The organism is Mycolicibacter sp. MU0102, from assembly GCF_963378105.1.
Lineage (GTDB): Bacteria > Actinomycetota > Actinomycetes > Mycobacteriales > Mycobacteriaceae > Mycobacterium > Mycobacterium holstebronense.
Genome location: NZ_OY726398.1, coordinates 3969339 through 3981681 on the forward strand (window position 1 = coordinate 3969339; position 12343 = coordinate 3981681).

The window sequence follows — 12343 nt, forward strand, 5'->3', positions numbered from 1 at the left end:
CGGTACTAGTCGTTAGTTCGCTGCTGTCGCAATAGCTTTGATTTCCAGGTACTCCTCGAACCCGGCGACGCCCATCTCGCGGCCATTGCCGGACTGCTTGTAGCCACCGAACGGCATATCCGCGGAGTACCAGACCCCGCCGTTGACGTTGACGGTGCCGGCCCGCAGTCGGGCCGCCACCCCTGCCGCCCGCTCGGCGTCGGCACCGTAGACGGTGGCGGACAACCCGTAGGGCGAGTCGTTGGCGATGCGCACCGCGTCGTCGTCGCCGTCATGCGGGATCACGGTGAGCACGGGGCCGAAGATCTCCTCGCGAGCCACCCGCGCCTCGTTGGTCAGCCCGGCGATCACGGTGGGTTCGATGAAGAACCCGGCGGGCTGATCCGCTGGGCGACCGCCGCCGCAGGCAAACGTGCCGCCCTCCTCGATCGCCAGATCCAGGTAGCTCTGCACCCGGTCACGCTGGCGCGCGGAGATCACTGGGCCGCAGATGGTGCCGGGCTTCGACGGGTCACCGGCCTTGATCGAGCCCATCGTGCCGGCCGCGATGGCGACCGCCTCGTCGTAGCGGGCCCGGGGCACCACCAGACGCGTGGTGATCGCGCAGCCCTGCCCGGCGTGCAGGCAGACCGAGAATCCTGCCACCGAGCACGCCGCGGCCAGGTCGGCATCGTCGAGTACCAGGAAGGCGGACTTGCCACCTAGCTCCAGAAACACCTTCTTGATGGTGGCAGCGGCGTCGGCCATCACGCTGCGGCCGGTGGCGGTCGATCCGGTGAACGAAACCAAGTCCACCCGTTGGTCTTTGGCGAGCATGGCACCCAGCGCGTGGTCAGTCGAGGTGACGATGTTGACCACGCCCGGCGGAATGTCGGTCTTCTCCGCGATCAGCTCTCCGAGCACCGCAGCGACCCACGGAGTGTCGGGTGCGGGTTTGAGCACGACGGTGTTGCCGGCGGCCAGCGCCGGGCCCAGCTTGGCCAGGTTGATCTGGTGCGGGAAGTTCCACGGGGTGATAGCGCCGACGACGCCCACCGCCTCCCGCACCACGGAGCGTCGAGTGGGGATGCCCATCGGCGACGCCTCACCGAGATCCTGTGTCCACTCGTAGTTTTCGGCGGTGTCCGCGGCGAAGCTGAGGTCGTTGATCGGCCCCTCCAGCTGCGCGCCGGCGGTCAGCATCCGGGGGGCGCCCACGTCGGCGATCGTCAGATCGCGAAGCTCCTCGACATGCTCGAGCATCGCCTCACGCAACTGACGTATGCAGCGCACCCGCAGTTCGGTGTTGGTCGACCAGTCGGTCTCGTCGAACGCCCGGCGCGCCGCACCGATAGCGCGATCCATGTCGGCGGCGTCGGCATTGGCCGCCTCACCGAGCACCTCTTCGGTGGCCGGGTTGACGGTGGCAAAGCCGCCGGCTCCGCCCGAGGTCAGCTTGCCGTCGATCAGCAGCCGGCTTACGCCGTCAGCCAGTAATGCCATCAGTCACTCCCGCAGCTTGGTCGCAGTCCCCGTGAAGAAACACTGCGAAAATGGACACATGTCCGTTATCACCGGCTCGAACCCTAGCCCCAGAGTTGGCGCGCCCGCAACCCTCTTAGCCTGAAACCGTTGCTTCCCAGGGGACTTGCCTAACAAATCCATCTTCAGCTACGTTGGACAGGTGTCCAGCGAATCGGTGGCGGCAGTCACATCTACGAACGCTGCCTTTCCCGACCCCGCGACCCCGGGCGCCACACCCGCTCCCCGGAACCGGCGCCAGGAGGAGACCTTCCGCAAGGTGCTGCGCGCCGGCGTCGAGATGCTGCGGGAGAAGTCCTACGCAGACCTGACCGTGCGCGCCGTCGCTGCCCGCGCCAAGGTCGCCCCGGCGACCGCCTACACCTACTTCTCCTCCAAGAACCATCTGATCGCCGAGGTGTATCTGGACCTGGTTCGTCAGGTCCCGTACTTCACCGACGTCAACGAGCCGATGCCGAGTCGGGTCAACCAGGCGCTACGGCACCTGGCGCTGGTGGTCGCCGACGAGCCCGAGGTCGCGGCGGCGTGCACGGCGGCACTGCTCAGCGGCAACAGCGACCCGGCGGTCCGCACGGTGCGCGACCGGATCGGCGCGGAGATCCACCGCCGCATCATCTCGGCGTTCGGCCCGGACGCGGACCCCCAGAAGGTCTCCGCCCTGGAGATGACCTTCTTCGGCGCTCTGGTCAACGCCGGCAGTGGCGCCTTCACCTACCACCAGATCACCGATCGGCTGGCCTACGTCGTCAGCCTGATCCTCGAATCAGGAGCACCACGATGACCTTGCAGACGGCACCACCCGTCCTCAACCCCTACGACTACGACTTCCACGAGGACCCGTTCCCCTACTACCGGCGGCTGCGGGACGAGGCCCCGGTGTACCGCAACGAAGAGCTCGACTTCTGGGCGATCTCACGTCATCAGGACGTGCTGCACGGGTTCCGCAACAGCGAAGCGCTGTCCAACCGGGACGGGGTATCCCTGGACCCGGTCTCCCGCGGCCCCCATGCCCAGCTGGTGATGTCGTTTTTGGCGATGGACGATCCGCAGCACCTACGGCTTCGCACCCTGGTGTCCAAGGGCTTCACCCCGCGCCGGATTCGCGAGCTCGAGCCCCAGGTGATTCGGCTGGCGCGCCAGCATCTGGACAACGCGATCCAGCCCGGCTCCGACGGCACCTGCTCGTTCGACTTCATCAATGACTTCGCCGGCAAGCTGCCGATGGACGTCATCTCCGAGCTGATGGGCGTGCCAGAAGCCGACCGGGCCCGCATCCGCGAGCTCGCCGACGGGGTGCTGCACCGCGAAGACGGGGTGACCGATGTCCCCCAGTCGGCGATCCAGGCATCGATGGATCTGATGACCTACTACAACGAGATGATCGCCGACTTCAAGAAGAACCCGGCCGACAACTTGACCTCAGCCCTGCTGGAAACCGAGGTCGACGGTGACCGGCTCGGCGACCAGGAAATCCTGGCGTTCTTGTTCTTGATGGTGATCGCGGGCAACGAGACCACCACCAAGCTGCTCGGCAGCTCCATCTACTGGGGCCACCGCAACCGCGACCAGCTGACGCCGCTGTTCGCCGACCGCTCCCGGATCCCGCTGTGGGTCGAGGAGACACTGCGCTACGACACCCCGAGCCAGATCCTGGCCCGCACCGTCGCGGAGGACTACACCCTGCACGGCACCACCATCCCGGCCGACTCGGTGGTGCTGCTGTTGCCCGGTTCCGGAAACCGTGACGAGCGGGTATTCGACGACCCCGACGCCTTCCGGATCGGACGCGACATTGGCTCCAAGCTGCTCAGTTTCGGCAGCGGTGCCCACTTCTGCCTCGGCGCACACCTGGCCCGGATGGAGGCCCGGGTGGCGCTCGACGAACTTTTCAGCCGGATCAGCGACTACCAGGTCGATGAGGCCAACGCCGTGCGGGTGCATTCATCCAACGTGCGCGGCTTCGCCGACCTCCCGATCACCGTCAAGGAGGCATAAATGCCACGTTTCGACCCATCCCCGGCCCGACGGCCCGCCATCGTCACGGGCGCATCCTCGGGTATCGGCGCCGCCACCGCAGAAGAGCTGGCCAGCCGCGGATTCCCGGTCGCGCTCGGTGCCCGACGGACCGACAAACTCACCGAACTGGTCGGCAAGATCCGCGACAACGGCGGCGAGGCGGTGGCGTTCCCGCTCGACGTCACCGACGCCGACTCCGTGAAATCCTTTGTGGCGTCCAGCATCGATGCGTTGGGCGAGATCGAATTGCTGGTCTCCGGCGCCGGCGACATGTTCCCCGGACGCATTCACGAGCTGCCCACCGAGGCGTTCAACGACCAGATCCAGGTACATCTGATCGGCGCCAACCGGCTGGCCACCGCGGTGCTGCCGGACATGGTCGCCCGCCAACGCGGCGACGTGATCTTCGTCGGATCCGATGTGGCAATCCAGCAGCGTCCGCACATGGGCGCCTACGGTGCGGCCAAAGCCGCGCTGGTCGCGATGGTGCACAACCTGCGAATGGAGTTGGAGGGCACCGGGGTTCGAGCCTCGATCGTGCACCCCGGACCGACCCTGACCGAGATGGGCTGGAAACTCTCGGCCGAGCAGGTGGGGCCGATGCTGGAGGACTGGGCCAAGTGGGGTCAGGCGCGCCACAGCTATTTCCTTCGGCCGCAAGACCTGGCTCGCGCCATCGCATTCGTCGCCGAAACTCCGCGCGGCGCACACATCGTCGACATGGAGGTGCAGCCCGAGGCCCCGCTGCGCGACACCGCCTCCGATCGCCAGAACCTGCAACTGGGCGAGGAAGGAATGCCGTCATGAGCGTCACCACTGAGGTTCCCCGGGTCTCCGGGGGCGAGGCCGAGCACGGTCACCTCGAAGAATTCCGCACCGATCCGATCGCGTTGATGCAGCGCGTGCGCGACGAGTGCGGCGACGTCGGATGGTTCGACCTGGCCGGCCGCAAGGTCGTGCTGCTGACCGGCGCCGAAGCCAACGAGTTCTTCTTCCGTTCCACCGACGACGAGCTCGACCAGGCCGCGGCCTACCCGTTCATGACCCCGATCTTCGGCAACGGCGTGGTGTTCGACGCGCCGCCGGAGCGGCGCGCGGAGATGTTGCACAACACCGCACTTCGCGGCGAGCACATGAAGCGCCACGCCAGCACCATCGAGCATGAAGTGCGCCAGATGATCGCCGACTGGGGCGACGAGGGTGAGATCGACCTGCTGGAGTTCTTCGCCGAGCTGACGATCTACACCTCGACGGCGTGCCTCATCGGGCGAAAGTTCCGCGAAGAACTCGACAACCGGTTTGCCCAGCTGTACTACGAACTGGAGAACGGCACCGACCCACTGTGCTACGTCGACCCGTATCTGCCGATCGAAAGCTTCCGGCGCCGTGACGAAGCCCGCGTCAAGCTGGTCGAGCTGGTGCAGGGCATCATGAACGGCCGGCTGGCCAACCCGGAATCGGACAAGAAGCGCCGGGACATGATCGATGTCATGGTGTCGATCCCGGACGAGAACGGCAACCCGCGGTTCTCCGCCGACGAGATCACCGGGATCATCATCTCGATGATGTTCGCCGGGCATCACACCAGCTCGGGAACCAGCGCCTGGACGTTGATCGAGATGCTGCGCCACCCGGAGGCCCATGCCGCGGTGATCTCCGAACTCGACGAGCTCTATGCCGACGGTGGCGAGGTGAGTTTCCATGCGCTGCGCCAGATCCCGAACCTGGAGAACGTGCTCAAAGAGACCCTGCGCATGCATCCGCCGCTGATCATCTTGATGCGGGTGGCCAAGGGTGAGTTCGAGGTCTGCGGCTACCCGATCCACGAAGGCGACATGGTGGCGGCTTCGCCGGCGGTCTCCAACCGAATCCCGGAGAACTTCCCCCAGCCCAATGACTTCGTGCCGGAGCGCTACAACGAACCGCGCGAGGAAGACGTCATCCACCGCTGGACGTGGATCCCGTTCGGGGCCGGTCGGCACCGCTGCGTGGGGGCGGCCTTCGCCACCATGCAGATCAAGGCGATCTTCTCGGTCCTGCTGCGCGAGTACGAGTTCGAGATGTCGCAGCCGGCGGAGAGCTACCGCAACGACCATTCCAAGATGGTGGTGCAACTGGCCCGCCCCGCCAAGGTGCGCTACCGCCGCCGCAACAAGTAGAGGCCGAGGGAGCGCTGAAATGGGTAGCTACACAGTGAAGGTGGACCTGGACTTGTGCCAGGGCCACGCCATGTGCGAACTGGAGGCACCCGACTACTTCCAGGTGCCCAAGCACGGCAAGGTCGAGATCCTCGACTCCGAACCACCAGACCAAGACCGCCGCCAGATCCAGGCAGCCGTGCGGTCCTGTCCCACCCGAGCGTTGTCCATCGAAGAGAAGGAATAGACATGGCGACTTCAGCCCCCCTCCCCCGCGAGACCTACGACGACTGGGTCGAGCGCTGGCTGCAGGCCAACCGCGACGCCGAGGCGGCCGGTGACTGGCGGCCGCTGGCCGACTTCTACTCCGATGACGCCACCTACGGCTGGAACATCGGCCCCAAAGAGGACGTCATGTGCGTCGGGATCGACGAGATCCGCGACATCGCCCTGGGCCTGGAGATGGAGGGGCTGGACAACTGGCAGTACCCGTACCAAAAGGTGCTCATCGATGAGAAGCAGGGCGAGATCGTCGGCTTCTGGAAGCAGGTCGCGACAGACGCCGACGGTGCCGAGTCGGAGATCTACGGCATCGGCGGCAGCTGGTTTCGCCTCAACGCCGACGCGAAGATCGAATGGCAGCGTGACTTCTTCGACTTCGGTCACGTCCAGAAGCTCTACCTGGACCTGATGACCGCCGGCAAGCTCTCGGCCGGGATGCAGAAGCGCATCGAGCGCAGCCTGGCCGGTGAGAAGCTGCCCGGCTACTACCCGCTGGGAACAGCTCCGGTTCCACTCTGGTAGAACACAACTCACTTCCAGGAGAACTCGTGGCCATACACGTCGCCCTGATCGGCACCGGCAACGCCGGGCGCATCGCCCTGCGCGGGCTGATCACCAATCCCGCCTACGAGCTCACCGGAGTGTGGGTCTCGACAGCAGCCAAGGTGGGCCAAGATGCCGGCGAGCTCGCCGGTCTCGACGTCCACACCGGCATCGCCGCCACCGACGACTTCGAGGCGATCATCGGCGCCAAGCCCGAGGCCGCGGTCTACTGCGCGATGGGTGACACCCGACTGCCCGACGCGCTCAAGGACGTCTGCCGACTGCTGGCCGCCGGCATCAACGTCATCGGGACCGCCCCGGGGGTGCTGCAATACCCCTGGGGCGTCATCCCGGACAAGTTCATCGCACCCATCGAAGACGCGGCCCGCCAAGGCAATTCAAGCGTCTACGTCAATGGTGTCGATCCCGGCTTCGTCACCGACATGGTGCCGCTGGCCTTCGCCAGCACGTGCCAACACATTGAGCAGATCCGCTGTCTGGAGATCGCCGACTACGCGACCTACGACGGCGCCGAGGTCATGTTCGACGTGATGGGCTTCGGCAATTCGCTCGACAACGTGCCGATGCTGCTGCAGCCGGGCATCTTGAGCATCGCGTGGGGCGCGACAATTCGCGAGCTGGCCGCCGGCCTGGGCGTGACCCTGGACGCCATCACGGACTCATCCGAGCGCGAGCCGGCGCCCGAGGCCTTCGATATCGCCGCCGGCCATATCCCCAAAGGCGGTGTCGCCGCACTCAAGTTCGAGATCAACGGCATCGTCGACGGCAAGCGGCTGATCGTGGTCGAGCACGTCACCCGGCTGCGCAGCGATCTGCGGCCGGACTGGGCGCAGCCGGCACAGCAGGGCGGCTCCTATCGGGTGGAGATCACCGGCGAGCCGTCCTACACCGTCGACATCTGCCCTACCAGCCGGCACGGCGATCACAACTACGCCGCGATCGCGGTCGGTGTTGGCCGCGTGGTCAACGCGATTCCGGCCGTCGTCGCCGCACCGGCCGGCATCGTCACCACCCTCGACCTGCCGTTGGTCGGCGCGCCCGCCGTCATCGCGGGAACCGGCGACTGAGAGACCGAAGACAACCACCAGCACTGAACTGAACTGAAAGGCGGAATGCCCATGGGGCGTGTAGACGACAAGGTAGCCCTGATCAGCGGGGGTGCGCGCGGCATGGGCGCGGCCGACGCTCGAATGCTGGTCAACGAGGGCGCCAAGGTGGTCATCGGCGACGTGTTGGACGAAGAGGGCGCGGCGCTCGCGGCAGAACTGGGTGACGCCGCGCGGTATGTGCATCTCGACGTTCGCGACCCGGAGCAGTGGGCCACCGCGGTGAGCGTCGCGGTCGAGACGTTCGGGAAGCTGAACGTGTTGGTCAACAACGCCGGGACCGTCGCACTGGGCCCGCTGCGCAAGTTCGATCTGGATCAGTGGCACAACGTCATTGACGTGAATCTCAACGGCACGTTCCTGGGGATGCGCGCCTCCATCGATTCGATGATCGCCGCCGGCGGCGGGTCCATCATCAATGTGTCCTCGATCGAGGGTCTGCGCGGCGCCCCGATGGTGCACCCCTATGTGGCCTCGAAATGGGCGGTGCGCGGACTGACCAAGTCCGCCGCTCTCGAACTGGCCCGCCACAACATTCGGGTCAACTCGCTGCACCCCGGTTTCATCCGCACCCCGATGACCGAGCATCTGCCCGAGGACATGGTGACCATTCCGCTGGGGCGGCCCGGCACCTCCGACGAAGTCGCCACCTTCGTGCTGTTCTTGGCCAGCGACGAGTCTTCCTACGCCACAGGTTCGGAGTTCGTCATGGACGGCGGTCTGGTCACCGATGTTCCGCACAAAAATGGTTGACACTCGGTCATACACCTAGCCATCATGTGTATGCCCGAGCGAGGTTCATCATGCTCCAGTGACAACCAAAGGTGTTCGTCTTGACATCAACGCAATCAGCTTGTCCGTTCGGTTCGGGTTTCGATTTCACCGATCCGGATGTCCTGCTCCACGGCATGCCGATCACCCAGTTCGCCGAGCTGCGCAAGACCGCGCCGATCTGGTGGAACGAACAGCCGTCGCACAGCAACATCTTCGATGACGGCGGCTACTGGGTCATCAGCAAACATCAACACATCAAAGAGATCTCGCGCGACAACGACGTGTGGTCGACCAACGCCAAGGGCGCGGTCATGCGCCTGCCCGACGGCATCTCCGCCGACCAGTTGGACCTGACCAAGGCGTTGTTGATCAACCATGACCCGCCCGAGCACACCCGACTGCGCAAACTGGTGTCCCGACTGTTCACGCCCCGCTCCGTGAGTGCGCTGGAAGCGACGCTGGCCCAGTCGGCACGCGACATCGTCGCTGCGGCGGCCGAGAAGGACAGCGGCAATTTCGTCGACGACATCGCGATGCAACTGCCGCTGTTGGCGATCGCCGATCTGCTCGGGGTTCCCGAGGCCGATCGGGAGAAGCTGTTCCACTGGACCAACTCGATCATGAACACCGACGACCCGGATTTCGACTCCGATCCGGCAATGGCCAACGCCGAGTTGATGGGCTACGCGTACACCATGGCCGAGGAGCGGCGGCGCTGCCCGGCCGACGACATCGTCACCCGGCTGGTCCAGGCCGACATCGACGGTGAAGCGCTCGGCGAGACCGAGTTCGCGTTCTTCGTCATCCTGCTGGCGGTGGCGGGCAACGAGACCACCCGCAACGCCATGACGCACGGCATCAACGCGTTCGCGGAAAACCCCGATCAGTGGGAGCTCTACAAGCGGCAGCGCCCCGAGACCGCCGTCGACGAGATCGTGCGCTGGGCGACCCCGGTGCACTGCTTCCAGCGCACCGCGAAAGTCGACACCGAGCTGGGCGGGGTGGCCATCAGCAAAGGCCAGCGGGTCGGGCTGTTCTACAGCTCGGCCAACTACGACGAAGAGGTCTTCGACCGGCCGTTCAGCTTCGACATCCTGCGCGACCCCAACCCGCACCTGGCGTTCGGCGGGCAGGGCACCCACTACTGCATCGGTGCCAACTTGGCCCGGATGGAGATCCGGCTGATCTTCGACGAAATCGCCAACCAGCTCCCGGATATCGCAAAGCTGGCCGAGCCACAACGACTGCGCTCCGGCTGGATCAACGGCGTCAAAGATCTGCAGGTCGCCTACCACGGCTAGGCCGTCGGCGGCGCGAATCGGCGGTGTGGAGGTAGGGGTTCGAAGGGGTTCGAACGAACCTCCCCGCGGCCCCGTAGTCGGTTATAGGCTCCGAGCAGGGGACTGCCGGACGTCCGGAAATTCAAGAGGAAAGCAGGTTTGCGGTGAAGACAAAGGGTGCGTTGCTCTGGGAGTTCAACAAGCCGTGGTCGGTCGAGGAGATCGAGATCGGTGACCCCCAGAAAGACGAGGTCAAGATTCAGATGGAGGCGGCCGGAATGTGCCACTCCGACCACCATCTGATGACCGGCAGCATCCCCATGGCCGGCTTCCCAGTCCTCGGCGGGCACGAGGGCGCCGGCATCGTCACCGAGGTAGGCCCCGGGGTGGAAGACATCGCCCCCGGCGACCACGTGGTGCTGTCCTTCATTCCGTCCTGTGGCAGCTGTCCGACCTGTCAGTCCGGATTGCGCAACCTGTGCGACCTGGGTGCTGGCCTGCTCAACGGCGTGGCCGTTAGCGATGGCACCTTCCGTGTCACCGCACGCGGCGAGGGCGTCTACCCGATGACGCTGCTGGGCACATTCTCACCGTGGATGGTGGTGCACAAATCTTCGGTGGTGAAGATCGACCCGTCGATTCCGTTCGAGGTAGCCTGCCTGGTCGGCTGCGGCGTCACCACCGGCTACGGCTCGGCTGTCCGCAGCGCCGACATCCGCCCGGGTGAAGATGTCGCGATCGTCGGCGTCGGCGGTGTGGGCATGTCGGCACTGCAGGGCGCGGTCAATGCCGGTGCTCGCAACATCTTCGTCATCGACCCGGTGGACTGGAAGCGCGACCAGGCGCTGAAGTTCGGCGCCACGCACGTCTACCCCGACATCTTCGCCGCGATGGGCGGCATGATGGAGGTCACCCATGGCCTGATGGCCCGCAAGGTGATCGTCACCGTCGGCGAGGTGCACGGCGCCGACGTCGACAACTACATGATCTTGACCGCCAAGGGCGGTACCTGCGTACTCACCGCGATGGGGTCCATGCTCGACAACCAGGTCACACTCAACCTGGCGATGCTGACGCTGCTGCAGAAGAACCTGCAGGGCACCATCTTCGGCGGCGGAAACCCGCAGTACGACATCCCGCAGCTGCTGTCGATGTACAAGGTCGGCAAGCTGAACCTCGATGACATGGTGACCCGCCAGTACAAGCTGGAGCAGATCAACGAGGGCTACCAGGACATGCTGGACGGCAAGAACATTCGCGGCATCATCCGCTACACCGACGCGGATCGCTAAATCTCCAGTTGACTCTGCGCTGAGGGCGACGAAGTGCGACCTGGGCTCAGGGGGTGGTTGCAACACTTCGTAGTTGGGGGTGTTGATGACTGGTCAACCGCAGGTGTTGTCGGTGCAGCGTCGGTTCTGGGATTTGATCGCTGCGGGATGCTCGTCGTCAGACGCTGCTCTGTTGGTCGGCGTGTCGGTGACCTGTGGCGGTAAATGGTTCCGCAGATTCGGTGGTGTGAACCCACGAATGCAGGATCCGCAGGGACGCAAACGACCGCGACTGTCACCGGACGACCGTGAACAGATCATGATCGGCACCGCTGGCGGGGAGTCGATCCGTTCAATCGCCGGCCGGCTCAACCGGGCTCCGTCGACGATCATGCGCGAGATCCACGCCAATGGCCGGTGCCGTACCGCGCCAGGTCGTTACCGAGCGAAGTACCGGTTCGGTGCTCGCCGAGCGGGCTGGGATGCCAAGTCCGGCTATTCGGCACGGATCGCGCAACGCCGCAGCGAAGAACGGGCGCGGCGCCCCAAAGCGGGAAAGCTGGCCCGCCACCGGGCGCTGCGCGAGGAGGTGCAAGCGTTGTTGGTCATGAAATACAGCCCGCAGCAGATCGCTGGGCTGTTGGCCAAGACCTACCCTGACCGCCCGGAGATGCAGGTGTCCCACGAGACCATCTACAAGGCGCTCTACGTGCAAGGACGCGGCGAGCTGCGCCGTGAGCTGACTCAGTGCCTGCGCACCGGGCGAGCGCTGCGCAAACCCCGTGCACGTACCGGCCGCCCCACCTCGCAGGGCCGGATTGCGGGCATGGTCAATATCAGCCAACGTCCCGCCGAGGCCGCCGACCGTGCCGTCCCCGGCCATTGGGAAGGCGACTTGATCATCGGCAAGAACCAGGCCTCCCAGATCGGCACCCTCGTGGAGCGCTCCACCGGATTCGTCCAGTTGCTGCATCTGCCGGCACGTCGCGACCCCGAAACGGTGGCCGAGGCGATGATCGCTGCGATCAAAACCCTGCCTGAAGCCCTACGTCGGTCCCTGACCTGGGACCAAGGCAGCGAAATGCATCACCATGCCCGTATCAGCTTCGAAGCCGACATCGACATCTACTTCTGCGACCCGCACTCACCATGGCAGCGCGGCAGCAACGAAAACACCAACGGGCTACTGCGCCAATATTTCCCGAAGGGCACCGACCTGTCAGTGCACTCCGCCGACTACCTCGCCGAAGTCGCCGCCGAACTCAACGGACGACCCCGCAAACGCTTCGACTGGGACAGCCCCGCCCAAGTCCTCAAGCGACTACTGTCACCCCCGACAGAAACCACTGTTGCAACCAAACCATGAATCCGCCCGAGAAGCACCCGCCCTC

General features: G+C 65.4%; 12 protein-coding genes. 11 read left to right on the forward strand and 1 reads right to left on the reverse strand.

Annotation, left to right across the window (positions count from 1 at the left end; genetic code table 11):
* Positions 1–12: 12 nt before the first annotated feature.
* Positions 13–1482: an aldehyde dehydrogenase gene (locus RCP37_RS18735; RefSeq protein WP_308484479.1), complete on the reverse strand. Its 1470-nt coding sequence runs from the start codon at positions 1480–1482 to the stop codon at positions 13–15.
* A gap of 181 nt (positions 1483–1663) precedes the next feature.
* Here RCP37_RS18735 and RCP37_RS18740 point away from each other — a divergent pair, with 181 nt between their 5' ends.
* From RCP37_RS18740 to RCP37_RS18790, 11 genes are all read left to right on the forward strand, one after another.
* Entirely contained in the window at positions 1664–2302 is a 639-nt protein-coding gene (locus tag RCP37_RS18740) for a TetR family transcriptional regulator (protein WP_308484480.1), read from the forward strand.
* Positions 2299–3516, forward strand: a complete 1218-nt coding sequence (locus RCP37_RS18745) for a cytochrome P450 (protein ID WP_308484481.1) — start codon at positions 2299–2301, stop codon at positions 3514–3516. The genes RCP37_RS18740 and RCP37_RS18745 overlap by 4 nt, the downstream gene beginning before the upstream one ends.
* Positions 3517–4344: an SDR family oxidoreductase gene (locus RCP37_RS18750; RefSeq protein ID WP_308484482.1), complete on the forward strand. Its 828-nt coding sequence runs from the start codon at positions 3517–3519 to the stop codon at positions 4342–4344.
* Positions 4341–5696, forward strand: a complete 1356-nt coding sequence (locus RCP37_RS18755; protein ID WP_308484483.1) for a lanosterol 14-alpha demethylase — start codon at positions 4341–4343, stop codon at positions 5694–5696. The genes RCP37_RS18750 and RCP37_RS18755 overlap by 4 nt, the downstream gene beginning before the upstream one ends.
* Before the next feature lie 19 nt (positions 5697–5715).
* The gene (locus tag RCP37_RS18760) at positions 5716–5922 is read left to right on the forward strand and encodes a ferredoxin (protein WP_308484484.1); all 207 of its coding nucleotides are present in this window, start codon (positions 5716–5718) and stop codon (positions 5920–5922) included.
* Positions 5923–5924: 2 nt separating this feature from the next.
* On the forward strand, positions 5925–6479 hold the full coding sequence (locus tag RCP37_RS18765) for a nuclear transport factor 2 family protein (protein ID WP_308484485.1): 555 nt from the start codon (positions 5925–5927) through the stop codon (positions 6477–6479).
* Between the two features lie 26 nt (positions 6480–6505).
* Complete coding sequence (locus RCP37_RS18770; protein WP_308484486.1) at positions 6506–7588, forward strand: NAD(P)H-dependent amine dehydrogenase family protein; 1083 nt, start codon at positions 6506–6508, stop codon at positions 7586–7588.
* Positions 7589–7639: 51 nt separating this feature from the next.
* Positions 7640–8380 carry a glucose 1-dehydrogenase gene (locus RCP37_RS18775; RefSeq protein ID WP_308484487.1) on the forward strand — a complete coding sequence of 247 codons (741 nt, stop codon included), beginning with the start codon at positions 7640–7642 and terminating at the stop codon, positions 8378–8380.
* Between the two features lie 71 nt (positions 8381–8451).
* Positions 8452–9702: a cytochrome P450 gene (locus RCP37_RS18780; RefSeq protein ID WP_373693055.1), complete on the forward strand. Its 1251-nt coding sequence runs from the start codon at positions 8452–8454 to the stop codon at positions 9700–9702.
* Positions 9703–9845: 143 nt separating this feature from the next.
* Positions 9846–10973, forward strand: a complete 1128-nt coding sequence (locus RCP37_RS18785; RefSeq protein ID WP_308484489.1) for an NDMA-dependent alcohol dehydrogenase — start codon at positions 9846–9848, stop codon at positions 10971–10973.
* A gap of 85 nt (positions 10974–11058) precedes the next feature.
* Positions 11059–12318 carry an IS30 family transposase gene (locus RCP37_RS18790; protein ID WP_308483379.1) on the forward strand — a complete coding sequence of 420 codons (1260 nt, stop codon included), beginning with the start codon at positions 11059–11061 and terminating at the stop codon, positions 12316–12318.
* The last annotated feature ends 25 nt before the right edge of the window (positions 12319–12343 follow it).